This is a genomic window from Ramlibacter albus (genome assembly GCF_014297445.1).
GTDB classification, from domain to species: domain Bacteria; phylum Pseudomonadota; class Gammaproteobacteria; order Burkholderiales; family Burkholderiaceae_C; genus Ramlibacter; species Ramlibacter albus.
Map to the genome: position 1 here is coordinate 408,612 of NZ_JACORU010000002.1, position 23,174 is coordinate 431,785.

A 23,174-nucleotide genomic window follows, 5' to 3' on the forward strand; every position below is an offset into this window, starting at 1 on the left:
GCCTTCCGCTGTATGACCTCCACCGCATCCGCGCCGGCGTTCCTCCAGGGCGGGGGTGCCATGGGCGAACGAATCCGCAACTTCGACTGGGCCTCGCACCCGCTGGGCGAACCCACAGGCTGGCCCGAAGCCCTGAAGATGGCCATGAGCCTGTGCCTCGGCTCGAGCTTCCCCACCGCCATCTACTGGGGCCCCGAACTCTTCACGCTGTACAACGATGCGTGGTCGCCGATCCCGGCGGACCGCCACCCCGCTGCGCTGGGCCGGCCGGCCCGCGAACTCTGGTCCGACATCTGGGACGTGGTCGGCCCGCAGTTCGAGCAGGTGTGGACGACGGGCGAAGGCATCGCGCTGTACGAGCAGATGCTGCCCATGGAGCGCCACGGCGAGCCGCAGGAGACGTGGTGGAACTACAGCTTCACCGCGCTGCGCCATGCGGACAACAACATCGGGGGCATCTTCAACCAGGGCAACGAGGTCACGGCCCTCGTGCTCGCGCGGCGGCGCCGCCAGGCGGAGATCGAGCGCTGGCGAGAACTGTTCCGCCAGGCGCCGGCGCCCGTGGCTTTCGTCACCGGCGAGGACCACGTGTTCGAGGTCGCGAACGACGCCTACCGCGCGCTCGTGGGCGGCCGCGACATCCTCGGCCGCCCGGTACGCGAGGCGCTGCCCGAAGTGGTGGACCAGGGTTTCCTTTCGCTGCTTGACCAGGTCCGCGGCTCGGGGCAACCGTACGTGGGCAATTCGGTCTCCGTGAAGCTGCAGCATTCGCCCGAGGAGCCGGCCGAGGACCGCGTGCTCGACTTCGTCTACCAGCCCGTGCGCAATGCCACGGGTGCGGTCGACGGCATCTTCGTGCTGGCCACGGACGTGACGGAGCGCGCCAAGGCCGAAGCCGCGCTGCGCTTGACCAACTGGCAGCTCAGCGAAGAGCGCGCCCGGCTCGCCTCCACCGTGGAAGCCGAGCGGCGCGCGCGCGAGGCGCTGCGCAAGATGGCCGACTCGATGGAGGCCTACATGCGCTCGCAGCGCGAGGCCTAGAAGCCGAAGGCGCGCAGCAGTTGCGCCGTCTCGTGCATCGGCAGGCCCATGATCCCCGAGTACGAACCGCTGATGTGCGAGATGAACGCCGCCGCGCGTCCCTGTACGGCGTACGCGCCGGCCTTGCCCATCGGCTCGCCGGTGGTGACGTAGGCGCGGATCTGCGCCGGTGTCATCGGCGCGAAGGTCACGCGTGAATCGCTCAGCGCTTCGAGGCGCTTGCGGCCGCCCTGCACGGCGACGGCAGTGAGCACGCGGTGCGTCGCGCCGGAAAGCTCGCGCAGCATGCGGGCTGCGTCCTTCTCGTCGGCGGGCTTGCCGTAGATCTTCCGGCCGCGGGCGACCGTGGTGTCGCTGCAGAGTACGGGTGCGGGTGGCAGGCCGCGGCGCTGAAGGCGCTCGAGGGCGGCATCGAGTTTCAGGCCGGTGACGCGCTTGACGTAGGCCGCGGGTGCTTCGTTGCGAAGCGGTTCTTCAAGGCTCTCGGTGTCCTCGTGCGCGTCCGGCAGCAGCAGCTCATGCTTCACGCCAAGCTGCTCGAGCAATTGCCGCCTGCGCGGTGACTGCGAGGCGAGGTAGATGAACTCACTCACGGTGGTACGGGTGGTTGGCATTGATCGACCACGCACGATACAGCTGCTCGGCGAGCAGGACGCGCACCATCGCGTGCGGAAGCGTCAGGTCCGAGAGCCGGATGCGTTCATGCGCCGCGCGCTTGAACTCCGGGTCGAGCCCATCGGGCCCGCCGATCACGAGCGCCACGGCATCGTTCTCGAGTTGCCACGCCTTGAGCTTCCCGGCAAGGGCCACGGTGGTGAGCGAGGTGCCGCGCTCATCGAGCGCCACGACACGCGCACCCTTCGGGATCGCCGCTTCGATGCGCTCGCGTTCGGCCGCCAGCAACGTGGCCAGCGCCTTCGAGCCGCGCGGCTCGGTCTTCACGGCCTTGAGTTCCAGCTTCGACTCGGGCGGGAAGCGCTTGGCGTAGTCGTCCCAGGCCACCTGCGCCCAGTCGGGGACGCGCTGGCCGACGGCGACGACGACGAGCTTCAAGTCCTCTTCTTCGCGGGGGCCTTCTTGGCGGCAGGCTTCTTGGCCGCGGCCTTCTTCGCCGGTGCGGCCTTCGCCGCCTTGGCCGCCGCATCCATCGCCTTCTGCGCGCTCTTGGCCGCGCTGCTGCGGCGCAAGGTCGGCTCCTTGGCACCCTTCTTCGCCGGCGCGGCAGCCTTCTTCGCCGCAGGCTGCGCGGGCTTGGGCGCGCCCAGCTTCAGGCGGATCGGCTTCTCACCCCAGATCTCCTCGAGGTGGTAGTACTGGCGGATGGCGGGCTGCATGATGTGCGCCACGGCGGGGCCGCAGTCCACGATGATCCACTCGCCGTTTTCCGCGCCCTCGATGCGCGGCTTGGGGAAGCCCGCCTCGCGCACCGCATCGACCACGCTCGAGGCGAGCGCCTTGGTCTGGCGGTTGGACGTGCCGGAAGCGACGATCACGCGCTCGAACAGCGGCGAGAGGTGCTCCGTATTGAAAACCTGGATGTCCTGCCCTTTGACGTCCTCCAGGCCATCGACGATGGCACGCTGCAGGCGTTGGGTGTCTTTCTTGGCGGCGGCTTCCTGGGTCATCAAAGGGGCTGGTAAAGGTGATGGTGGGCAATATAGCGGGCAACGCCGGGGGGGACCAGATCGCCGATGTCCTGCCCCAGCGTCAGCCGATGGCGGACTTCCGTGGCACTTTCGGGATGGTCGGGCAGCCGCAGCTGGACCGAACGGACGCCTGCCGGCAAGGCCAGCGGCGGCTGGGCCGCGGCCGAATATTGCCGGCTCGCTACGCAAATTGTAGCAAGGCGCGCGATGGCCTCCCATTCGCGCCATTTCGTGAAGCCGGCGGCCTGGTCCTCGCCCATCACCAGGTGGAGCACGGCCGAGGGTTGTTCCGCGTGCAATTCGCGCAACGTGTCGACGGTGTAGGTGGCGCCGCCGCGCCGGATTTCGCGGTCGTCGACGACGGCGCGCGGCACCTCGGCAAAGGCTTCGCGTGCCATCGCAAGGCGGTGCTGCGCATCCGTGGGCGCACTCGCGCGGTGGTACGCCCCGCCGGTCGGGCAGATGCGCAGCTCGTCGAGAGACAGCTGCTCGACGGCGGCGCGCGCGAGCGCGACGTGGGCGATGTGCGGGGGATCGAAGGCGCCGCCGAACAGGCCGAGGCGGGTCACAGCCAATCGCGCCGGACGATGAACTTGCTGTACAGGTCGTGCTCGGGCGTGCCCGGCTGCGGCTGGTACTGGTACGCCCAGCTCGCCAGAGGCGGCATCGACAGCAGGATGGATTCGGTGCGGCCGCCCGACTGCAGCCCGAAATGCGTGCCGCGGTCCCACACGAGGTTGAACTCGACGTACCGGCCGCGCCGGTAGAGCTGGAAGTTGCGCTCGCGCTCGCCGTAAGGCGTGTCCTTGCGCTTCTCCAGGATGGGCAGGTAAGCATCGAGGAAGGCATCGCCAACCGAGCGCTGCATCGCGAAGCTCTGCTCGAAACCCAGTTCCGAGAAGTCGTCGAAGAAGATGCCGCCGATGCCGCGCTGCTCGTTGCGGTGCTTCAGGAAGAAGTACTCGTCGCACCACTGCTTGAAGCGCGGGTACTTGTCCTCGCCGAACGGATCGAGCGACTGCTTGCAGGTGCGGTGGAAATGCACCGCGTCTTCCTCGAAGCCGTAGATCGGCGTGAGGTCCATGCCGCCCCCGAACCAGAAGGCGGCCTCGCCTTGCGCCGGTTGCGCGTGCAGCATGCGCACGTTCATGTGCACCGTGGGCGCGTACGGGTTGCGCGGGTGGAACACCAGCGACACACCCATCGCCTCGAACGGCGCGCCCACCAGGTGCGGCCGGTGCTGCGTGGCCGAAGGCGGCAGCTTGCCGCCGCGCACGTGCGAGAAGCCGCAGCCCGCGCGCTCGAACACGTTACCCTGCTCCACGATCATCGTGACGCCGTCGCCCTGCAGTGGCTCGTCCGCGCCCTTGGACCACTTGTCCACCGTGAAGGGCTTGCCGTCGATGGCCGTGCACGCATCGACGATGCGCTGCTGCAGGCCCACGAGGTAGCTGCGGACTTCGGCGACGCGGTCAGTCATGGCTCTTGACGGCTCGATGCCCGATGTCGCGCCTGTACTGCGCGCCCTTGAACTTGATCGCATCCGCCACTTCGTACGCGCGATGCTGCGCCGCCTTCACGCCGTCGGCCAGCGCCGTCACGCACAGCACGCGGCCGCCGGAGGTGATGGTCTTCCCATCCTTCGGCGCCGTGCCCGCATGGAACACCACCACGTCCTCGGCGGCCTTCGGCAGGCCGGTGATGACGTCGCCCTTGCGCGGGTTCATCGGGTAGCCCTCGGCGGCCATCACCACGCCCAGCGCGGTGCGGCGGTCCCAATCGAGCTGCACGGTGTCGAGCGTGCCGGAGGTGGCCGCCATCATCACGTCGTACAGGTCGCTCTTGAGCCGCATCATGATCGGCTGCGTCTCGGGGTCGCCCATGCGGGTGTTGAATTCCAGCGTCTTCGGGTGGCCGTCCTTGTCGATCATCAGGCCCGCGTAGAGGAAGCCGGTGAACGGGATGCCGTCCTGCTCCATGCCCTTGATGGTCGGCAGGATGATCTCGCGCATCGCGCGGCCGTGCACCTCGGGCGTGACCACCGGCGCGGGCGAGTACGCGCCCATGCCGCCGGTGTTGGGGCCTTCGTCGTTGTCCAGCAAGCGCTTGTGGTCCTGGCTCGTCGCGAGCGCCACGACGTTGTGGCCGTCGCAAAGGACGATGAAGCTCGCCTCCTCACCCTGCAGGAACTCCTCGATCACGACGCGCGCGCCGCCCTCGTTGTGCTGCACGCCGAGCTTGTTGTCGACGAGCATGAAGTCGATGGCTTCGTGCGCCTCGTCCTTCGTCACCGCGACGACGACGCCCTTGCCCGCGGCGAGCCCGTCGGCCTTGACGACGATGGGCGCGCCCTTCCTGTCGACGTAGGCGTGCGCCGCGGCCGCATCCGAGAACGTCTCGTATTCGGCCGTGGGAATGTTGTGGCGCTTCATGAACGCCTTGCTGAAAGCCTTGGAGCTTTCCAGCTGCGCCGCCTTCTGCGTCGGACCGAAGATGCGCAGGCCGTGCGCGCGGAATTCGTCCACCACGCCGGCCGCCAGCGGCCCCTCCGGACCGACCACGGTGAGCGCGATCTTCTCGGCCTGCGCCCATTCGCGCAGCTTCACGTTGTCGGTGATCGGCACGTTCTCGAGCGCGGGGTCCAGCGCCGTGCCGCCGTTACCGGGAGCCACATAGACCTTCTGCACTTTTTCGGACTGCGCCAGCTTCCAGGCCAGCGCGTGCTCACGGCCGCCGCCGCCGATGACGAGGACTTTCATTCGTTGATGGCGGCGTTGTGGAAGACGTCTTGCACGTCGTCGAGGTCTTCGAGGGCGTCGAGGAGTTTCTGCATCTTCTGCGCATCTTCACCCGACAGCTCGATGGTGTTCTCGGCGCGCATGGTGACTTCGGCAACTTCCGGTTTCAGCCCGGCTGCTTCCAGCGCGTTCTTCACCGCCTCGAACTCGGCCGGGGGGGTGATCACCTCGATGGCGCCGTCTTCATCGGTGATGACGTCCTCGGCGCCGGCTTCCAGCGCCACTTCCATGACCTTGTCCTCGCTGGTGCCCGGCGCCAGGATGAGCTGGCCGCAGTGCTTGAACTGGAAGGCCACCGAACCGGCCGTGCCCATGTTGCCGCCGAACTTGCTGAACGCGTGCCGCACTTCGGCCACCGTGCGCACCTTGTTGTCGGTCATGGTGTCGACCACGATGGCCGCGCCGCCGATGCCGTACCCCTCGTAGCGGATTTCCTCGTAGGTGACGCCCTCGAGGTTGCCGGTGGCCTTGTCGATGTTGCGCTTGATGGTGTCGGCGGGCATGTTGGCCGCCTTGGCCTTGTCCACCGCCAGCCGCAGGCGCGGGTTGGCGGACATGTCGCCGCCGCCCTGGCGCGCCGCCACCATGATCTCCCGGATCACGCGCGTCCAGATCTTGCCGCGCTTTTCATCCTGCCGGCCCTTGCGGTGCTGGATGTTGGCCCATTTGCTGTGTCCTGCCACTTGCGTGTTTCCCTTTATATTGGCGCTGACCTCCATTCTACTTTTGACCCCATGGCCGAACCCCTGCTGATCGCCAAGAACGCCACCAACGAATGCGTGCTGCTGCCCGCCCTGGCCAACCGGCACGGGCTGATCACCGGCGCCACCGGCACCGGGAAGACCGTGACGCTGCAGAAGATGGCCGAAAGTTTCTCGTCCATCGGGGTGCCGGTGTTCATGGCCGACATCAAGGGCGACCTCACCGGCATCAGCCAGCCGGGCGCCATCTCCGGCAAGCTGGCCGACGTCATCAAGGAGCGCAAGCTGCCCCTGCCGGAGCCGCTGGCCTGCCCCACCACCCTGTGGGACGTGTTCGGCGAGCAGGGCCACCCGGTGCGCGCCACCGTGGCCGACATGGGCCCGCTGCTGCTGGCGCGCATGCTCAACCTCAACGACACGCAGGCCGGCGTGCTGACGATCGTCTTCAAGATCGCGGACGCCAACGGCATGCTGCTGCTGGACCTGAAGGACCTGCGCGCGATGCTGCAGTACGTCGGGGAGAACGCGGGCCAATTCACCACCGAGTACGGGAACATCAGTGCGGCCAGCGTGGGTGCCATCCAGCGCGGGCTGCTGCAGATCGAGTCGCAAGGCGGCGAGAAATTCTTCGGCGAGCCGATGCTCAACATCCAGGACCTCTTGCAGACCGACGGCGGCAAGGGGATCGTCAACATCCTCGCCGCCGACAAGCTGCTGAACTCGCCGCGCCTGTACGCGACGTTCCTGCTGTGGATGCTGTCGGAGCTGTTCGAGACGCTGCCCGAGGTGGGCGACCTGGACAAGCCCAAGCTGGTGTTCTTCTTCGACGAGGCCCACCTGCTGTTCGACGACGCGCCCAAGGTGCTGGTCGAGCGCATCGAGCTCGTCGTGCGGCTCGTGCGGTCCAAGGGCGTCGGCGTGTACTTCGTGACGCAGAACCCGCTGGACATCCCCGACAGCGTGCTCGCCCAGCTGGGCAACCGCGTGCAGCATGCCTTGCGCGCCTTTACGCCGCGTGACCAGAAGGCCGTGAAGGCCACCGCCGAGACGATGCGGCCGCGCAAGGGCCTGGACATCACGGCCGCGATCACGGAGCTGGCGGTCGGCGAAGCGCTGGTGAGCTTCCTCGACGAGAAGGGCCGGCCGAGCGAGACCGACCGCGCGTATGTGGTGCCGCCGGGCAGCCGCATCGGCCCGATCACGACGGAGCAGCGCCAGGCGCTCCTCGCAGGCTCCGTGGTCGCCGGCGTCTACGAAAAAACGGTGGACCGCGAATCGGCTTTCGAGAAACTCAAGTCCCGGGCCACGCAGGCGCCCTCGGCGAACTCCTCGGCCGGTGGCGGCGCGACCGACAAGGCCACGGGCTCCGATTTCGGCGGCCTCAAGGACATCCTGCTCGGCTCTACCGGCCCGCGCGGCGGCAAGCACGAGGGCATCCTCGAAGCCGCGGCGAAATCCGCGGTGCGCACCATCGGCAGCAGCGTCGGCCGCGAGATCGTGCGGGGGGTGCTGGGGAGCTTGCTGGGGGGCAAGCGGTAGGCGGCGATCAAGCCGAGGCCAGCCACGCAAGCGAACGTTCGCGTGCCTCGGCACGCGCTGACCCAGACCGCGCGGCACAAACATATCCGCTTGCTCGCGCACAAGGCGTGCCCTCGCGGTCGGTGATCACGGCTTCGACGGTCACGAACGCCGAGGACGTGTGCACGGCCCAGCCCCAGGCGGTGGGCGCACCCCTCACGGCGTTGAACAGCTTGATCGACACATCCACGGTGCCGGCACGCTCGCCAGGCAACTGGAGCACGCCGGCGACGCCGAGCGCGCAGTCGAACATGGCCGCAAGGATGGCGCCATTGATAGCCGAGCCGCCGCCCTTCGAGGCATCGCCGACGCCACCGCGGTGATACGGCAGCACCTCCGGGACCCAGACACGCACGAGGTCGGGCCGCGACAGGTCGGCGGTCATGCCGAACTGACGCATCACGGGCCAGTCGTTGAATTGCTGTTCCCAGGCTTGCCGCTCGGGCGCCTCCAGGGGGATGGCGAGCCGCAGGGGCGGGGGAAATTCATGCATGGGCGATCTCCTCGGTAGGTGTGCGGGCGGTGCGATAGACGCTCCAGCTGTATTGCGACCAGAAGCACTCGGCCAGCTCGATCCACTCCCGCAGCTTCGCGAGGCTGGCGGTGTAGTGATGCAGGTTCACGAGCATCCAGCTCGATATCGCCTGGCTGTCGCGGCAGCCGTCGCAGCGCCCCGACGTGCAGCAGAAATTGACGGTCTGCAGGTCCGCGGCATAGGCATTGAAGAGGCCGAGCGTGGGATTGCCGTTCGCACGTCGCTGGGCATGCGCCGGGTGGTCGCGGCTGACCGACGGGCAGCTCGCGTAGCCGAACTCCCCCCAGGCCGTGCGGCCGGTGACGAGCGCTTCGATGTAGGCCGGGTGCGAGATCACCGTGCCCGGGTAACGGTCCCGCACGTACAGCATCTCGTCGAGCAGGGCATCGGAAGCGCCCGGTGCGTCCGGCGTACTGTCGCCGCTGTACAGGCCGAACTGGACCGGCAGGCCGTGGCGCTCGGCCTTGCGCACAGTCTCCTCGATGTAGGCCACACCCTGTCGCGACACCGTGAGCAGCACCAGCGCGCGAGGGTCGTTGCGGTAGTTGCGCAACGCTTCGTCAAACAGCCCGCTGAACGTCGCCCCGTTGGGCTTGATGGCGCGCAGCTCGTCATCCAGCGGCCCGCCGCCCCAGACGCTCAGGGCGATCGAGACCTTCTCGAAGCCTTCACGCGGAAGAGGCTTCAGCCCGTTGGTGGCGATGGTCACGTTACGCATGTGCCGCACGAACACCGCGAGCCGTTGCGGGACCAGCGTCGGCTCGCCGCCGATCACGAGCGCCGTGTTGATGTGCCGCTGCGCGACCTGCGTGGCCACGAAGTCGTCCAGCCGGTCGAGGTCGGCGAGCTCCTTCGTCGCCTTGTCCATGCCGGCCTCGAAGAACCAGCAGCCCTTGCAGCGGATGTTGCACGCATGGGTGAGGTGGTATTCGCTGGCGCGCACGCGCAACTGCTGCGAAAGGGCGCGCGCCAGCCGCGCCGCCAGCCGCGGGTGGTCCTGCACGAGCCGGTGCGCCCGGGCCCGCGCGGCGTCGGCGATCTCGCGCGCGGCGGTGCGTGTGGTCTCGGGCGGAACGGCCCGCAGCCAGCGGATCGGCTGCGGGTCGCCATCGAAGTGGGTCGTCATGGCATCTCCCTTGAGGACGCCGCGATCCTAGGGCGGCGCAAGGCCGCGCGCACCCCATACATAAGACTCTTGCAAAGGGGGACGAACCTGAACCCATTCCTCCCGCTACAGTCATGCCCATGACCCGCATCCCCACCTACGACGACGTCGCCGCGGCCGCGCGGCGCCTGCAGGGCCAGGCCCACAAGACCCCCGTTTTCACCTCGCGCACGGCCGACACGCAGCTCGGCGCGCAGCTGTACTTCAAGTGCGAGAACTTCCAGCGCATGGGCGCGTTCAAGTTCCGCGGCGGCTTCAACGCCCTCTCCTGCTTCACGACGGAACAGCGCAAGCGCGGCGTGCTGGCGTTCTCGTCGGGCAACCACGCGCAGGCCGTGGCGCTGTCGGCGCGCATCCTGGGCATCCCCGCCGCCATCCTGATGCCGCAGGACGCACCCGCGCTCAAGGTGGCCGCCACGCGCGGCTACGGCGCGGAGGTGATCCTGTACGACCGCTACAAGGAGGACCGCGAAGCACTCGGGCGCAAGCTCGCCGGGGAACGCGGCATGACGCTCGTGCCGCCGTACGACCACCCCGACGTCATCGCCGGCCAGGGCACGTCGGCCAAGGAACTCTTCGAGGAAGTAGGCGAGCTCGACCACCTGTTCGTTTGCGTCGGCGGCGGCGGCCTCATCAGCGGCTGCGCCCTCGCCGCCCGCGCGCTCTCGCCGAAGTGCAAGGTGTGGGGCGTGGAGCCCGCGGCCGGCAACGACGTGCAACAGTCGTTCGCGGCCGGCAAGCGCGTGAAGATCGAGGTCCCGCGCACCATCGCCGACGGCGCGCAGACGCAGTCGCCGGGCGAGATCACCTTCGAGGTCATCCGCAGCAACGTGGACGGCATCTTCACCGCGACCGACGAGCAGCTCGTCGAATGCATGAAGTTCTACGCGGAGCGCATGAAGATGATCGTGGAGCCGACCGGCTGCCTGTCGCTGGCGGGTGCGAAGGCCAGCGGGCTGGACCTGAAGGGCGCGCGCGTGGGCATCGTCATCAGCGGCGGCAACATCGACCTGCCGCGCTTTGCCGAACTCGTCGGCTGATTCGCGCTAAATTGGGGGATGCCCGACACATCCCCGCGCCACATCCGCCTCACCTCGCACGCGGGCGGCTACGGCGCCCTGCCCATCCGCTGGGGCGCCCCCACGGCTGCCGAGCGCGGGCCGATCGTCGGCACGACCAGCAAGCCCAGCCACCGCAACGTCATCGGCACGCACAGCGGCTCGTACAGCGTGTACCGCGCGCTCGCCGTGGCCGCGGGCGCGCTCAGCCGTGAGCACAAGCCGGACCTGACGAACACGTCGCCGACGGATTTCATCGGCCCGTATCCGCAGTGGACCGATCCGGCCAGGATCGTCAGCCTCGACCCGTGGGGCGCGCGCGTCGCCGAAGTGTTTGCCGGCGAGATCGCGGCGGGCTACGACATCCGCCCCACCATCGCCGTCACGAAGGCACACGTCATCCTGCCCGAGGTGATCGACGCCCTGCAGAAGGGCCGGCTCAAGGCGGACGGCACCGTGCTCACACCGGGCGGCGCCGCGATGGTCACCAAGGCCGCGATCGAACCCGTGTGGTGGCTGCCCGGCGTGGCGCAGCGCTTCGGCTGCAGCGAGGCGGACCTGCGCCGCGTGCTCTTCGAGGAAACCGGCGGCATGTACCCCGAGCTGGTCACGCGCAGCGACCTCGAGGTCTTCCTGCCACCCATCGGCGGGCTCACGGTCTACATCTTCGGAAACCCGCAGGACCTTGCGAATCCGCAAGTCGAACTCACCGCGCGTGTGCATGATGAGTGCAATGGCTCCGACGTCTTCGGCTCCGACATCTGCACCTGCCGCCCCTACCTCACGCACGCCATCGAGGAGTGCATCGCGGGCGCGCAGCGCGGCGGCGTGGGCCTGGTCGCCTACAGCCGCAAGGAGGGCCGCGCCCTGGGCGAAGTGACCAAGTTCCTCGTCTACAACGCGCGCAAGCGCCAGGCGGGCGGCGACACGGCCGACCAGTACTTCGCGCGCACCGAATGTGTCGCCGGGGTGCAGGACATGCGCTTCCAGGAGCTCATGCCGGACGTGCTGCACTGGCTGGGCGTGAAGAAGATCCACCGGCTCGTCTCGATGAGCAACATGAAGTACGACGCCATCACGCAGTCGGGCATCGAGGTGGGCGAGCGGGTCAACATCCCCGACGAGCTGATCCCGGCCGACGCCAAGGTGGAGATGGAGGCCAAGGTGGCGGCCGGCTATTTCACGCCGGGGCACGTGCCGGATACCGACGAACTCAAGCAAGTGAAAGGCAGGGGCCTCGAATGACACTCGACACCGCATGGCACCACCACCAGCAGGAGGCGGAACAGGCGGCCGCGCAATTGCGCACCACCACCACCATCCGCGAGCGCTGCGGCCAGCTGCTCGAACGCGCGCGGCGCGGCGAATCGACCTGGTTCGAGCTGGACGAAGCGAAGCTCGACGACGCGGCGCACCAGGTCGCGGAGGTCACGCGCCGGCGCTTCCCCAAGCTGCACAGCGTGCCCTTCCACAGCCGCTGGCGGCATTTCGAGGCGGGCGGCGTGGACCGGCGCAAGCAGCTCGATGAACTGCTCCATGCGAAGACGCACGTGCAGCGCGCGCATGCCCTGATCGACCTGGCCGTCGTGAGCGTGCTGCTCGACGCCGGCGCGGGCCCGGACTGGGCGTACACCGAGCCCGCGACCGAGGAGACCTTCACGCGCTCCGAGGGGCTGGCCGTCGCGAGCTTCCACGCCTTCACCAGCGGCCTGTTCTCCAGCGACAAGGAGCACCCGCTGCAGGTGGACGCGCACGGGCTGCGCGGCCTGTCTACCGACCACCTCGCCCCCGCCTTCCAGGTGCGCGAGGACAACCCGCTCGTCGCGCTGGAGAACCGCGCGATCCTCCTGCGGCGCCTCGGCGAAGTGATGCTGGAGCAGCCGGAGACTTTCGGGCCCGAGGTGTGCCGGCCCGCGGGCATCTTCGACATGATCCTGGGCATCGGCGGCCCCGACATCCCGCGGACAGCCGACGTGGCAGCGCACGACATCCTGTCGCACCTGCTCATGGGCCTGGCGCCCATCTGGCCGGCGAGCAACAGCATCCGCGGCGTGCCGCTGGGGGATTGCTGGCGGCACTCGGCGGTGCGCGGCCCGGGCCTCACGGACGGGTGGGTGCCCTTCCACAAGCTCACGCAGTGGATGACCTATTCGCTGCTGGAGCCTTTCATGTGGGCCGGCTGCACCGTGCACGGGCTCGACCAGCTCACCGCCCTGCCCGAGTACCGCAACGGCGGGCTGCTGCTCGACACCGGCGTGCTGAAGCTGCGCGATGCGGGCGTCGCGGCCAACGTGTGGCAGCCCGGCGACGAGGTGGTCGTGGAGTGGCGCGCGCTGACGCTCTCGCTCCTCGACGAGCTCGCCCCGCGCGTGCGCAGCCGCCTTCACCTGGATGAGCGGCAGATGCCGCTGGCGAGCGTGCTGGAGGGCGGCACCTGGGCGGCCGGGCGCGAGCTGGCCTACCAGCTTCGCAACGGCCTGCCGCCGCTGCAGGTGGCGAGCGACGGGACGGTGTTCTAATTTCGGGATGAACGCCAACGTCCACGTCATCGACCACCCCCTGGTGCAGCACAAGCTCTCGCTGATGCGCAACAAGGAGGCCTCCACCAACAGCTTCCGGCGCCTGCTGAACGAGCTGGCGATGCTGATGGCCTACGAGGTCACGCGCGACATGCCGATGCAGGAGGTGGAGATCGAGACGCCGCTCGAGAAGACCAGGACCAAGGTCATCGACGGCAAGAAGCTCGTGTTCGTGTCGATCCTGCGCGCGGGCACCGGCATCCTCGACGGCATGCTGTCCGTCGTGCCCGGCGCGCGCGTGGGCCACATCGGCCTTTACCGCGACCCGAAGACGCTGACGGCGGTGGAGTACTACTTCAAGATGCCGGACAAGATGAACGAGCGCGACGTGGTGGTGGTCGACCCGATGCTGGCCACCGGCAACTCCGCCGTCGCCGCGGTGGACCGCCTCAAGGAGCTCGGCCCCAAGTCGATCAAGTTCGTGTGCCTGCTCACCTGCCCCGAGGGCGTGGCGGCGATGAACAAGGCGCACCCGGACGTGCCCGTGTACACGGCGGCCATCGACCGCCAGCTCAACGAGCACGGGTACATCCTGCCGGGGCTGGGCGACGCGGGCGACCGGATCTTCGGCACGAAGTGAAGCGCTTCGCGATCGCGCTGCTCGCGGCCGCTGCTTTCGCCAACGTCCACGCCGCGCCCTTCACGCCGAAGGGCGACGACGAGGTCGTCGAGAAGCTGCCCGCCAACACGGACCCCGCGGTGCGCGGCGTGGAGTCGCTGCGGCGCCAGCTCGCGGCGCGCCCGAACGACAACGTACTGAGGCTGGACATCGCGCGGCGCTACTTCGACCTCGCGATGGCGCAGGGCGACCCGCGCTACGTGGGCTATGCCATGTCGGCTCTTGCGCCCATGGAGAAGTCGCCGCCGGCGGATGCCCGCTACTGGTTCGTGCGCGGCCTGCTGCTGCAGTACAGCCACGACTTCGACGGCGCATTGAAGTCGCTGCAGCGCGCGAGCGAGATCGACCCGAAGGACCCGGACCCCATCGCCTGGCGCGCCGCGGTGCGCATGGTGCAGGCGCGCTATGCCGATGCGCTGCAGGAATGCGAGAAGCTCGCGCCGGTGGGGCAGCGCCTCGTCGCGATGGGCTGCGAGTCCTACGTGCAGGCGAGCACGGGGCAATTGCGGCAGGCGTACGAAGGCTTGCGCGCGGGCTTCATGACCGACCCGGCGGTCGACCCCGGCATCGCACTCTGGCTGCACACGCGGCTGGCCGAGATGGCCGTGCGGCTGCAGCGCTGGAACGATGCCGAGCAGCACTTCCGTGCGGCGTTGCGGCAGGGGCGCATCGACCAGTTCGCGCTGGCGGCCTATGCGGACTTCCTGTTGATGCGTGGCCGGCCACGCGAGGTGCTCACCTTGCTGGAAGGCTGGGAGCGTTCCGACGTGCTGCTGCTGCGGCTCGCGCTCGCGGGCAAGGCCGCGAACGACCCGCGTGCGGCCGACTGGGCGAAGCAGTTGCGCGAGCGCTTCGAAGCGGCTGCGAAGCGCGGCGACCGGCTGCATGAACAGGAAGCAGCGCGGTTCGAGCTCGACATCGAGAACAAGCCTGCGGAAGCCCTCGCCCTGGCGAAGCGCAACTACGAGACGCAGAAGGAGCCGCGCGATGCGGAAATCCTGATGCGCGCCGCCGTCGCCGCGAAGCAGCCTGCCGCCGCGAAGCCCGCGCTCGACTGGCTCAAGGACAGCGGCTACGAGGACGAGCACCTGCAGCAGCTGGCGAAGGCTCTCCAATGAAGGCGTGGCTGGCTGCACTCCTGCTCGCGTGCGCATCGTTCGGCGCATGGGCGCACAAACCGAGCGACTCGTACCTCACCGTCAAGGCGCAGGAGCAGCGCGTCGAAATCCGCTGGGACCTCGCCCTGCGCGACCTCGACTACCTGCTGCAGCTGGACCGCGACGGCAACGGCGAGCTCACCTGGGGCGAGGTGCGCCAGCGCGCTGACGACATCACCCGCTACGCCGTCGAACACCTCGCCGTGACAGGCAACGGCAAGGACTGCGCGCTCAAGGCCTCCGCGCCGCTACAGCTGGACCACCACAGCGACGGCACCTACGCGGTGCTTTCGCTCGCCGCCGACTGCCCGAACCTGCAGCAAGGCCTGAAGCTGCGCTACTCGGCGCTGTTCGACGTGGACCCCACGCACCGCGGCCTCGTGCAATGGATCGCGCCCGGCGCGGCGACTTCGCAGGCGCTCGTCTTCTCGTCCACCTCCGCCGAGCAGCCGCTGCAGCTCGAAGCGCCCAGCGCGTGGCAGACGCTCAAGCAGTACGTGGAGGAAGGCACCTGGCACATATGGATCGGCTTCGACCACATCCTCTTCCTGCTGTCGCTGCTGCTGCCCGCCGTGCTGGTGCGCGCCGCGGGCCAGTGGGAGCCGGCGCCCAGCCTGAAAGCGTCGCTGTGGGAAGTGCTGAAAGTGGTGACGGCCTTCACCCTCGCCCACTCCATCACGCTCAGCCTCGCCGTGCTCGGCGTGGTGAGCCTGCCTTCGCGCTTCGTGGAGTCCACGATCGCGGCCTCAGTGGTGGTCGCGGCGCTCAACAACCTGCGCGGCACGATCGACAGGCGGCGCTGGGTGATGGCCTTCGTGTTCGGGCTGGTCCACGGCTTCGGCTTCGCTTCGGTGCTGGCGGACCTCGGGCTGCCCGCCAACGCGCTCGCACTGGCGCTGGTCGGCTTCAACGTCGGTGTGGAGCTGGGCCAGCTCGCCATCGTCGTGGTGTTCGTGCCCATCGCCTTCAGCCTGCGGCGCACCAAGTTCTACCGCGTCGGCGTGCTGACCTTCGGCTCGCTGCTGGTGGCGGCCATCGCGGCGTGGTGGTTCGCGCAGCGGGCGTTCGACTTCCAGGGGCCGTTCTAGCGCTCCTGCTTGACGAACGATGCCGTGACTTCCACGTGGAGCGGCAGCTCGGCCGCGCCTCCGTGCCTGGTGCGCAGGCGCTGCGCCGCCGCCTCGATGGCGATTTCGATTTGCGCGGGGCGCTCGGGCTGCGCCAGCGATGCGATGTTGTGCTCACCGAACTCGAGCTCTTCCTGGTGCAGCCGCGTCGTGCCATTGCCTGCGGGGACTTCCGCCGCCAGCGTGACGCTCACACCCCAGAGCCTCAGCTTGTTCTTCAAGGCCTCGTCCGCGAGGTCTTCCAGCGTTTCCAGCCGCCACCGCTGCGGGCAGCCCGGCCATGGCTCGGTGTTGCGCTGGCTGGTGTGGAAGATGCTCACGACCGCCCAGCCCCCGGGCGAGACAGCCCGGCCGATGGCCGCGATCTCCGCCTTGGCCTGGCTGCCCGACAGGTAGGGCAGCAGGCGGCGACAGTGCACCCCGCGCACGGACCCGTCCTTCAGGCCCGCCGCCGCCACGCTGGTGCCCTCCCGCGCTTCTATGTCGAGACGGCGGCCGGCGCCGCTCGCGTTGGCCTTGTCCACGGCCACGCGGGTTGCCGCCACCACGTGCGGCGCGGCGTCGACGGCAATCACGGGGTATTCCAGGCGGGCGAGGTGGACGGCGCGCAACCCGTTGCCGGAGCCGAGGTCCACCACAGGCCCCATGTGCGTCCCGGCGCCGAACGCCATCAGGCCCCTCGCGCACTTGGGGACCTTCGGGTCGACGGGCTTGCCGTCCTTCACGTCGGCGGCCCAGGCCACGACCTCGCCCACCTCACCCGCGTCCGGCGCACCGCCAGGGCCGGGGTAGCGGGCCCGGGCCTCCTGCGCGAACTTCGTGGCCGCCACTGCGCTGCCGGCAGTGCCCACCGCGCCGTTCGGGCGCATGAGCGTCGGGTCGAACTTCATGTCGCCTGCACCGGTGGCCGGCGAATCGAACGATCGGCTTTCGGTCAGCGTGCCGGGCGGAACGGGCCGCACCGTGGAAAGCGAGCGAAACGCGGCGTGGGCGACGTTCGCGCCCGTGCGCGCGGCGGCGGCGGCGGCCGCGGTGGAAGTGCGTTGCATGGAGGCTCCTCAGGCGTTGCAGATCTGGTGGTAGGCCCGCACCGCGGCGGGCAGCTGGTCATGCAGCAGGTCGGAAAGTTCCGTGCCGGAGAGCCCCCCGGCCACGCGCATGCGATAGGCAACGTGGCTGCCGCTGGGGTGAAGCCCGAAGAAACCGACGAGCTGCGGCCCCGCGTCCAGGTTGAACCGCAGCAGGCGTTCGTAGAGCGGCGCGTCGTCGCCGGGCCAGGTGTGGCCCATTTCGATGAAGATGTCGAGCCCGGCGCCCTCGCGCGGCACGAGGCCCACGAGGTGGCCGTCGATCTCGAGGTGGCGGCTCTCGATCGCTTCGCCGGCCGCCTGCGGGGCGCCGCGGCACTCGCAGAAGTCACGCACCATTCGTTCGTAGTGGTTGTAGTCCATGGAAGGTCCGAGGCGCCACGCGCCACACAGGAGACTCGGTAACTGCGGGCGATGCGCCGTTCCCCTCGTGCGGGTTAACACCGGTGTTCGACTTCCGGTGCGTCTTCTGGTACCTTGCCCCGCGAAGGAGTTCGCGCATGAAGCTCGTCATCGCCCAGATGAAGCACGAGACCAACACGTTCTCGCCGGTACCCACGCCGCTGGAACGCTTCGGGTTCGAGGGCAACCCGCCGCCTCGCGGCGAGGAAGCGGTGGCGGCGTATCGCGGCACGGGCTCGGCGATCGCGGCCTTCATCGAGCTGGCCGAAGCAGCGGGCGCGCAATACGTGGTCCCGGTGGCCGGCAGCGCCTGGCCGAGCGGCCCGGTCGAGGACGCCGCGTTCGAGGCCATGTCCGCCCTCATCTGCGATGCCGTGGCGCAAGGCTGCGACGGCGTCCTGCTGGACCTGCACGGCGCGATGGTGACGCAGACATACGAGGACGGCGAAGGCGAGCTGCTGCGCCGCATCCGCGCCGTGGCGCCCGACGTGCCGGTCGGCGTCGCGCTGGACATGCACACCAACCTCTACGACGGCATGGGCGACCACAGCACCGTGATTGCCGGCTACCAGACCTATCCGCACATCGACATGCACGGCACGGGCCTGCGGGCCGGGCGCGCGTTGCTGGCGATGCTGCAGGGCCGCGCCAAGCCGGCCATGGCGTGGGGCCGCGCCGACATGCTGCCGCACGTCATGCGGCAAGGCAGCGACGACGAGCCGAACCGCTCGCTGCAGGCGCGGTGCCGCGAGATGGAGGCACAGGGTGCGCTTTGCGCGAGCGTGTTCGTGGGCTTCCCGAATGCGGACATCAAGTACGCGGGCCTGTCCGCGGTTGTCGTGACGGACAACGACCCGGCGCTCGCGCGCAAGTGGACCGACGAGCTGCTCACGCTCGCGTGGCAACGCCGCGAGGAGTTCGTCTACAGGATCGAGCCGCTGGCCGAGTCGATGGCGCGCGCCCTGGCGCTGGCCGCCACCAAGCCACCGGGCACCGGGCCCATCGTGCTGCTCGACCACAGCGACAACTGCGCGTCCGGCGGGACGATGGACACCATGACCGTGCTCGGGGCGATGCTCGATGCCGGCCTGACCGATGCCGTGGCGTTCGCGATCTTCGACCCGGAGGCGGTGAAGAAGATGATGGCTGCGGGCGTGGGTGCGACGATCACGCTGCCTTTGGGCGGCAAGCTCGACATGCCGGGCATCGGGTTGAAGGGCGAGCCGCGCGTCGTCACCGGGCGCGTGCGGCGGCTGTCGGACGGGCAGTACCGCAACCGCGGGCCGATGTCGACCGGCGAGCGTGGCAGCATGGGGCCGTGCGCGGTGCTCGAGGTGCAGGGCGTGCAGGTCGTTGTGATCAGCGACCACGTGGAGCCGAACGACCTCGCGCCGTTCACCGCGGTGGGGATCGCGCCGGAGACGATGAAGTTCGTGATGCTCAAGAGCCGGATCCACTGGCGGGCGGGGTTGCGCTCTCTTGCGCACGCCGTCGTCGAATGCGCGGGCACCGGCGTTTGCACGTCGGACTACTCGCTGCTGAAATTCAAGAACGTGCGCCGGCCGATCTACCCGCTCGACGCGATCTAGGGCGCCCTGCGGATCTCCGGCGGCAAATGCCGCCACGGCAAGTCCGACGGCTCGGCCGCCATCGGCCCCGCCGCCTTCGCCACCAGCACGTGGCTCGCAATCGGTGTGAAATCCGCGCGGAAGTGGTTGCTGCTCTTCGCGACGATGATGCGCTGCTGCTCCGCCTGGATACCCACCATCCGCAGCAACTCGCGGTCCATCAGCTGCTTCTTGCCGCTGACGACCGCGATTTGCACGCCGTCGATCTCCAGGCACGCACTCGGGCCGAGCGCCACGCTCAGGCCGGTCATCATCGGCCCCTTGATCGTCACGCGGCCGTTGCTCACCGCGCGCACCGTGAAGCGCCCTTGCACGGGCGGGTCGCTCGGCTGGCCGGTGAACGTCGGCACGGCACGGCCCAACGCCAGGTCGAGCGTGGCGCCGACACCGGCATCGCACGCGGTGCGCGCCGCGTCGGCATCGAACATGAGGCCGAGCGCCACCTGCCCCGGATAGCGGCGCCCTGCCCCCTGCGCCAGCAGCGCGTGCAGCATGCCGGTGGTGTTGCTGTCGCCGCCCGCGCCCGGGTTGTCCTGCGTGTCGGCGACCACGACGGGGCGGTCGCTGTGCTCCGCAAGCGCCATCGCGCGCGCCACCGCGTCGCGCGCGGGCAGGATGTCCTGCCGCCACTGTGTTGGCTCGGCGGCGCGAGCGTAGAGTGCCTCGACGGCCTCGCGCGTGCGCGGCTCGTCGTGGCCGTGCCCCCACACCATCGGTGCGCACTCCGCGAAGTCCGACGCCGGGAAGCCGGGGCAGAAACTCAGCAAGGTGCCGTAGCGGCGGTCCAGCGCGGCGAGTTCCTCGTAGATGCCCTGAGCCGGCTGCAGCCAAGTGCTCTGCGCATTCAGCGGGATCAGGTAGGGCACGCGCCGCGAATGCATCGGCTCGCGCCGCCCCGCATGCAGCCGCCGCTTCAGCAACTCCGCGGCCCGTGCGCCGGTCTCCGCCATGTCGACGTGCGGGTACGTGCGGTACGACACCATCGCATCCGCTTCGGCCAGCATGCGCCGCGTGACGTTCGCGTGCAGGTCGAGGCTGGCGACGATCGGCAGCTTCGGGCCGACGATGGCCCGCAGGCGCCCCAGCAACTCGCCTTCGCTGTCGGCGGCATGCTCTGCGACAGCCGCGCCGTGCAGGTCGAGGTAGATGGCGTCGAGCCCGCCGGCCTGCGCGCAAGCGGCCTTCACGTCCTCGCAGATCGTCGCCGCGATGCGCTCGAACGCGTCCTTCGTCACGTAGCTCGAAGGGATCGCCCCGGCCCAGCACGAGGGCACGCACTCCCATCCGAAGGACCGCGCCGCGTCGAGGAAGCCCGCGACCGGGATGTTGATGCCGCGCAGCCGCTCCACCATCGCCGCGCCGCGCGTGAACTCCGGAAAGGAGTCGCCGCGCGTGAACGCCGCCCAGTCCGCGAGGCTGGGCGCGAACGTATTGGTCTCGTGCTGGTAACCGGCAACCAGGATGCGCGTCATTCAACTCCTCCCGAAAGCAAACCCACGGCCCGGCGCGGCCGCGAACAAGGCTTGCGTGTACTCATGTTCCGGCCGCGCGAACACGCGGTGCGCGGGCCCGGACTCCACGATACGCCCGTTGCTCATCACGACCAGCTGGTCGCACACCTGCGACGCCACCCGCAGGTCATGCGTGATGAACAGCATCGCCAGGTTCAGCCGCCCGCGGATTTCCGCCAGCAGCTGCAGCACCTGCGCCTGCACCGACACGTCGAGCGCGCTCACCGCCTCGTCGGCGACCAGCAGTTCGGGGTCCATCATCAGCGCCCGCGCGATGCAGATGCGCTGCCGCTGCCCGCCCGAGAACTGGTGCGGGTAGCGGTCCATCGCCGAGGGGTCCATGCGCACCAGCCCAAGCAGCTCACGCGCCCGCGCGAGCGCCGCTTCGCGCGACAGCCCGTAGTTCATCGGCCCTTCCACCATCGCCTGCGCCACCGTGCGGCGCGGGTTGAGGCTGCGGTACGGGTCCTGGAACACGATCTGCACCCGCTTGCGCAGCGGCTGCAGCGCGCGCGGCGGCAGCATCGCGATGTCGTCGTGCGCGGCGCCCTCGCCCGGCCGCCCCAGCAGCACCTGCCCGCCGCTCGGGTCGATGAGGCGCACGATGCAGCGCGCCACCGTGCTCTTGCCCGAGCCCGACTCGCCGACGATGCCCAGCGTCTGCCCGCGCCGGATCTCGAAGCTCACGTCCTGCGCCGCGTCCACCCTGCGGCGGCGGCCGAACCAGTTGCGGCTGTCGTAGGTCTTGGCCAGGCCCTTGACCGACAGCACGATCGGCGCGTCGCCGTCCAGGTCGCGTTGCTGCAGGTTGAGCGTCGGCACGGCCGCCACGAGCATCTGCGTGTAGGAATGAACCGGGTGCTGCAGCACGCGCTGCTTGTCGCCGATCTCCACGAGCTCGCCCAGCCGCAGCACGGCCACGCGGTGCGCCACCTCCGCGACCACGCCGAAATCGTGCGTGATGAAGAGCACGCCGGTGCCGCGCCGCGCCTGCAGGTCGAGAACCAGCTTGAGGATCTGCGCCTGCGTGGTGACGTCCAGCGCCGTCGTCGGCTCGTCGGCGATGAGCAGCACCGGGTCCAGCACCAGCGCCATCGCGATCATGATGCGCTGGCGCTGGCCGCCCGAGAGCTGGTGCGGGTAGCTCGCGATGATGCGTTCCGGCTCGGGCAGCATCACCTCCCGGATGATGTCCAGCACCTTGGCGCGGCGCTGCTCCGGCGAGAGTGACGTGTGCTCGCGCAGCACCTCGTCGACCTGGTCGCCGCAGGTCATCACCGGGTTCAGGGCCGTCATCGGCTCCTGGAAGATCATGCCCATGCGCGTGGCGCGCAGCTCGCGCAGGCGCGACGCCGGCACGTGCGTGATGTCCTCGCCCTCGAGCCGGATGCGGCCGGACTGCACCGGCAGGCCGCGCGGCAGCAGGCCCATCACCGCCTGCGCGAGCACGCTCTTGCCCGAACCCGATTCGCCCACGAGGCACACGATCTCGCCGCGGCCGACGGTGAAGGACACGTTGCGCACGGCCGTGGCGCGGTCGGCGCCGGCCGGCAGGCCGACGCTGACGTCTTCGATGGAGAGGACGGGTGTGTCGCTCATACCCTTTGCGCCATCTTGGGGTCGAGCGTGTCGCGCAAGCCGTCACCGAGGATGTTGACCGCCAGCACCGTCACCGCGAGGAAGATGCCCGGGAAGAAAATGTTGTGCGGGTACTGGTTGAACTGCGCACGGCCCTCGGCCATCACGTTGCCCCAGGTCGGGATCTCCGGCGGCAGGCCCACGCCGAGGAAGGAAAGGATGGCTTCCGTGAGGATGCCCGACGCGCAGATGAAGGTGCCCTGCACGATCAGCGGCGCCACGGTGTTGGGCAGCACGTGCCGCCGCATGATCGCGAGCGTGCCGGTGCCCACCGAGATCGCCGCTTCCACATACGGTTCTTCGCGGATCGTCAGCACGAGCGAGCGCACGAGCCGCGTCACGCGTGGTATCTCCGGGACCGCGATCGCCACCACAACCGTGAGCAGCCCGCCCTTCCACATCGCCACCAGCGCGATCGCGATGAGGATGGCCGGGATCGCCATCAGCCCGTCCATCACGCGCATCAGCACGCTGTCGACGCTGCGCACATAACCGGCCGCGAGACCGAACGCCACCCCCACCGCCAGCGCGAGGATGGCCGTGCAGATGCCCACGATCAGCGACACTCGCGTGCCGTAGATCACCCGGCTGTAGATGTCGCGCCCGAAGCTGTCGCTGCCGAAGATGAAGCGATGCGGCCGCGTCTCGCCTTCCAGCGTGGTGATCTCGCCCGTCGCGCCGGGCACGAGGTCGCGGCTGCCGGGGTCGAACAGGCTCGGGTCCACCGTGCCGAGCAGCGGCGCCGACAAGGCGATCACGGTGAGCAGCAGCAGCACGATGCCGCCGATGCGCACCGACAGGTTGCGCGCCGCGCGCTGCCACGCATTCGGGCGGTCCGCCTCCGGCGCGGCCTCCACCGACAGCGGCGCGTGTTCTTCCTGCGAAAGCTGGGCGCTCATGGGG

General features: G+C 69.3%; 23 protein-coding genes. 9 read left to right on the forward strand and 14 right to left on the reverse strand.

Annotated features, from left to right (window positions below):
- Nucleotides 1-12: 12 nt before the first annotated feature.
- Nucleotides 13-1,041 carry a PAS domain-containing protein gene (locus H8R02_RS08670; RefSeq protein ID WP_187080986.1) on the forward strand — a complete coding sequence of 343 codons (1,029 nt, stop codon included), beginning with the start codon at nt 13-15 and terminating at the stop codon, nt 1,039-1,041.
- Here H8R02_RS08670 and H8R02_RS08675 read toward each other — a convergent pair.
- From H8R02_RS08675 to H8R02_RS08705, 7 genes are read right to left on the reverse strand one after another with little or no spacing between them, the layout of a single operon-like run.
- Nucleotides 1,038-1,634: a Maf family protein gene (locus tag H8R02_RS08675; RefSeq protein WP_187081118.1), complete on the reverse strand. Its 597-nt coding sequence runs from the start codon at nt 1,632-1,634 to the stop codon at nt 1,038-1,040. The genes H8R02_RS08670 and H8R02_RS08675 overlap by 4 nt on opposite strands.
- Nucleotides 1,627-2,094 carry a 23S rRNA (pseudouridine(1915)-N(3))-methyltransferase RlmH gene (gene rlmH / locus H8R02_RS08680; protein WP_187080987.1) on the reverse strand — a complete coding sequence of 156 codons (468 nt, stop codon included), beginning with the start codon at nt 2,092-2,094 and terminating at the stop codon, nt 1,627-1,629. Before rlmH ends, H8R02_RS08675 begins: the two co-directional genes overlap by 8 nt.
- On the reverse strand, nt 2,091-2,666 hold the full coding sequence (gene rsfS, locus H8R02_RS08685) for a ribosome silencing factor (RefSeq protein WP_187080988.1): 576 nt from the start codon (nt 2,664-2,666) through the stop codon (nt 2,091-2,093). The genes rlmH and rsfS overlap by 4 nt, the downstream gene beginning before the upstream one ends.
- Complete coding sequence (gene nadD, locus H8R02_RS08690; RefSeq protein WP_187081119.1) at nt 2,666-3,256, reverse strand: nicotinate (nicotinamide) nucleotide adenylyltransferase; 591 nt, start codon at nt 3,254-3,256, stop codon at nt 2,666-2,668. The genes rsfS and nadD overlap by 1 nt, the downstream gene beginning before the upstream one ends.
- Nucleotides 3,253-4,167: an oxygen-dependent coproporphyrinogen oxidase gene (gene hemF, locus H8R02_RS08695; protein WP_187080989.1), complete on the reverse strand. Its 915-nt coding sequence runs from the start codon at nt 4,165-4,167 to the stop codon at nt 3,253-3,255. The genes nadD and hemF overlap by 4 nt, the downstream gene beginning before the upstream one ends.
- The gene (gene purD / locus H8R02_RS08700) at nt 4,160-5,446 is read right to left on the reverse strand and encodes a phosphoribosylamine--glycine ligase (RefSeq protein ID WP_187080990.1); all 1,287 of its coding nucleotides are present in this window, start codon (nt 5,444-5,446) and stop codon (nt 4,160-4,162) included. Before purD ends, hemF begins: the two co-directional genes overlap by 8 nt.
- Entirely contained in the window at nt 5,443-6,168 is a 726-nt protein-coding gene (locus H8R02_RS08705; protein ID WP_187080991.1) for a YebC/PmpR family DNA-binding transcriptional regulator, read from the reverse strand. The genes purD and H8R02_RS08705 overlap by 4 nt, the downstream gene beginning before the upstream one ends.
- 51 nt (nt 6,169-6,219) lie before the next feature.
- Between H8R02_RS08705 and H8R02_RS08710 the strand changes: the two genes are divergently transcribed.
- Complete coding sequence (locus tag H8R02_RS08710) at nt 6,220-7,725, forward strand: helicase HerA-like C-terminal domain-containing protein (RefSeq protein WP_187080992.1); 1,506 nt, start codon at nt 6,220-6,222, stop codon at nt 7,723-7,725.
- Nucleotides 7,726-7,732: 7 nt separating this feature from the next.
- Here H8R02_RS08710 and H8R02_RS08715 read toward each other — a convergent pair whose 3' ends face one another.
- Together H8R02_RS08715 and H8R02_RS08720 are read right to left on the reverse strand one after the other, a co-directional pair.
- Entirely contained in the window at nt 7,733-8,257 is a 525-nt protein-coding gene (locus tag H8R02_RS08715; RefSeq protein ID WP_187080993.1) for a PaaI family thioesterase, read from the reverse strand.
- Nucleotides 8,250-9,425 (reverse strand): radical SAM protein, encoded by a 1,176-nt coding sequence (locus H8R02_RS08720; protein WP_187080994.1) that lies wholly within the window; start codon nt 9,423-9,425, stop codon nt 8,250-8,252. The genes H8R02_RS08715 and H8R02_RS08720 overlap by 8 nt, the downstream gene beginning before the upstream one ends.
- 119 nt (nt 9,426-9,544) lie before the next feature.
- Here H8R02_RS08720 and H8R02_RS08725 point away from each other — a divergent pair, with 119 nt between their 5' ends.
- From H8R02_RS08725 to H8R02_RS08750, 6 genes are read left to right on the forward strand one after another with little or no spacing between them, the layout of a single operon-like run.
- Entirely contained in the window at nt 9,545-10,504 is a 960-nt protein-coding gene (locus tag H8R02_RS08725; protein WP_187080995.1) for a threo-3-hydroxy-L-aspartate ammonia-lyase, read from the forward strand.
- A gap of 18 nt (nt 10,505-10,522) precedes the next feature.
- On the forward strand, nt 10,523-11,767 hold the full coding sequence (locus H8R02_RS08730; RefSeq protein ID WP_187080996.1) for a GTP cyclohydrolase II: 1,245 nt from the start codon (nt 10,523-10,525) through the stop codon (nt 11,765-11,767).
- Nucleotides 11,764-13,041 carry a URC4/urg3 family protein gene (locus H8R02_RS08735; protein WP_187080997.1) on the forward strand — a complete coding sequence of 426 codons (1,278 nt, stop codon included), beginning with the start codon at nt 11,764-11,766 and terminating at the stop codon, nt 13,039-13,041. Before H8R02_RS08730 ends, H8R02_RS08735 begins: the two co-directional genes overlap by 4 nt.
- A 7-nt stretch (nt 13,042-13,048) precedes the next feature.
- Nucleotides 13,049-13,681 carry a uracil phosphoribosyltransferase gene (upp, locus tag H8R02_RS08740; protein WP_187080998.1) on the forward strand — a complete coding sequence of 211 codons (633 nt, stop codon included), beginning with the start codon at nt 13,049-13,051 and terminating at the stop codon, nt 13,679-13,681.
- Complete coding sequence (locus H8R02_RS08745) at nt 13,678-14,838, forward strand: tetratricopeptide repeat protein (RefSeq protein ID WP_354004886.1); 1,161 nt, start codon at nt 13,678-13,680, stop codon at nt 14,836-14,838. Before upp ends, H8R02_RS08745 begins: the two co-directional genes overlap by 4 nt.
- On the forward strand, nt 14,835-15,965 hold the full coding sequence (locus H8R02_RS08750; protein WP_187080999.1) for a HupE/UreJ family protein: 1,131 nt from the start codon (nt 14,835-14,837) through the stop codon (nt 15,963-15,965). The genes H8R02_RS08745 and H8R02_RS08750 overlap by 4 nt, the downstream gene beginning before the upstream one ends.
- On the opposite strand, the gene H8R02_RS08755 is transcribed toward H8R02_RS08750, so the two are convergent.
- Both H8R02_RS08755 and H8R02_RS08760 read right to left on the reverse strand, forming a co-directional pair.
- Nucleotides 15,962-17,053, reverse strand: coding sequence for a class I SAM-dependent methyltransferase (locus H8R02_RS08755; protein WP_187081000.1), 1,092 nt, complete (start codon nt 17,051-17,053; stop codon nt 15,962-15,964). The genes H8R02_RS08750 and H8R02_RS08755 overlap by 4 nt on opposite strands.
- A 9-nt stretch (nt 17,054-17,062) precedes the next feature.
- The gene (locus H8R02_RS08760) at nt 17,063-17,455 is read right to left on the reverse strand and encodes a CesT family type III secretion system chaperone (RefSeq protein ID WP_187081001.1); all 393 of its coding nucleotides are present in this window, start codon (nt 17,453-17,455) and stop codon (nt 17,063-17,065) included.
- A gap of 137 nt (nt 17,456-17,592) precedes the next feature.
- On the opposite strand from H8R02_RS08760, the gene H8R02_RS08765 reads away from it, so the two are divergent.
- Nucleotides 17,593-19,083: a M81 family metallopeptidase gene (locus tag H8R02_RS08765; RefSeq protein ID WP_187081002.1), complete on the forward strand. Its 1,491-nt coding sequence runs from the start codon at nt 17,593-17,595 to the stop codon at nt 19,081-19,083.
- Here H8R02_RS08765 and H8R02_RS08770 read toward each other — a convergent pair.
- The 3 genes from H8R02_RS08770 to H8R02_RS08780 are packed head-to-tail and all read right to left on the reverse strand — an operon-like array spanning nt 19,080 to nt 23,170.
- Nucleotides 19,080-20,594, reverse strand: coding sequence for a M81 family metallopeptidase (locus H8R02_RS08770; protein WP_187081003.1), 1,515 nt, complete (start codon nt 20,592-20,594; stop codon nt 19,080-19,082). The genes H8R02_RS08765 and H8R02_RS08770 overlap by 4 nt on opposite strands.
- Nucleotides 20,595-22,232: an ABC transporter ATP-binding protein gene (locus H8R02_RS08775; RefSeq protein WP_187081004.1), complete on the reverse strand. Its 1,638-nt coding sequence runs from the start codon at nt 22,230-22,232 to the stop codon at nt 20,595-20,597. It lies immediately after the preceding gene.
- Nucleotides 22,229-23,170, reverse strand: coding sequence for an ABC transporter permease (locus tag H8R02_RS08780; RefSeq protein WP_187081005.1), 942 nt, complete (start codon nt 23,168-23,170; stop codon nt 22,229-22,231). The genes H8R02_RS08775 and H8R02_RS08780 overlap by 4 nt, the downstream gene beginning before the upstream one ends.
- Nucleotides 23,171-23,174: the final 4 nt, after the last annotated feature.

Excerpts from the sequence above, each read along its gene's own strand:
- H8R02_RS08670 (WP_187080986.1), top strand. The coding sequence starts at position 13 with ATGACCTCCACCGCATCCGCGCCGGCGTTCCTCCAGGGCGGGGGTGCC.
- rsfS (WP_187080988.1), bottom strand. The coding sequence starts at position 2,666 with ATGACCCAGGAAGCCGCCGCCAAGAAAGACACCCAACGCCTGCAGCGT.
- hemF (WP_187080989.1), bottom strand. The coding sequence starts at position 4,167 with ATGACTGACCGCGTCGCCGAAGTCCGCAGCTACCTCGTGGGCCTGCAG.
- purD (WP_187080990.1), bottom strand. The coding sequence starts at position 5,446 with ATGAAAGTCCTCGTCATCGGCGGCGGCGGCCGTGAGCACGCGCTGGCC.
- H8R02_RS08710 (WP_187080992.1), top strand. The coding sequence starts at position 6,220 with ATGGCCGAACCCCTGCTGATCGCCAAGAACGCCACCAACGAATGCGTG.
- H8R02_RS08715 (WP_187080993.1), bottom strand. The coding sequence starts at position 8,257 with ATGCATGAATTTCCCCCGCCCCTGCGGCTCGCCATCCCCCTGGAGGCG.
- H8R02_RS08720 (WP_187080994.1), bottom strand. The coding sequence starts at position 9,425 with ATGACGACCCACTTCGATGGCGACCCGCAGCCGATCCGCTGGCTGCGG.
- H8R02_RS08725 (WP_187080995.1), top strand. The coding sequence starts at position 9,545 with ATGACCCGCATCCCCACCTACGACGACGTCGCCGCGGCCGCGCGGCGC.
- H8R02_RS08730 (WP_187080996.1), top strand. The coding sequence starts at position 10,523 with ATGCCCGACACATCCCCGCGCCACATCCGCCTCACCTCGCACGCGGGC.
- H8R02_RS08735 (WP_187080997.1), top strand. The coding sequence starts at position 11,764 with ATGACACTCGACACCGCATGGCACCACCACCAGCAGGAGGCGGAACAG.
- upp (WP_187080998.1), top strand. The coding sequence starts at position 13,049 with ATGAACGCCAACGTCCACGTCATCGACCACCCCCTGGTGCAGCACAAG.
- H8R02_RS08750 (WP_187080999.1), top strand. The coding sequence starts at position 14,835 with ATGAAGGCGTGGCTGGCTGCACTCCTGCTCGCGTGCGCATCGTTCGGC.
- H8R02_RS08755 (WP_187081000.1), bottom strand. The coding sequence starts at position 17,053 with ATGCAACGCACTTCCACCGCGGCCGCCGCCGCCGCCGCGCGCACGGGC.
- H8R02_RS08760 (WP_187081001.1), bottom strand. The coding sequence starts at position 17,455 with ATGGACTACAACCACTACGAACGAATGGTGCGTGACTTCTGCGAGTGC.
- H8R02_RS08765 (WP_187081002.1), top strand. The coding sequence starts at position 17,593 with ATGAAGCTCGTCATCGCCCAGATGAAGCACGAGACCAACACGTTCTCG.
- H8R02_RS08770 (WP_187081003.1), bottom strand. The coding sequence starts at position 20,594 with ATGACGCGCATCCTGGTTGCCGGTTACCAGCACGAGACCAATACGTTC.
- H8R02_RS08775 (WP_187081004.1), bottom strand. The coding sequence starts at position 22,232 with ATGAGCGACACACCCGTCCTCTCCATCGAAGACGTCAGCGTCGGCCTG.
- H8R02_RS08780 (WP_187081005.1), bottom strand. The coding sequence starts at position 23,170 with ATGAGCGCCCAGCTTTCGCAGGAAGAACACGCGCCGCTGTCGGTGGAG.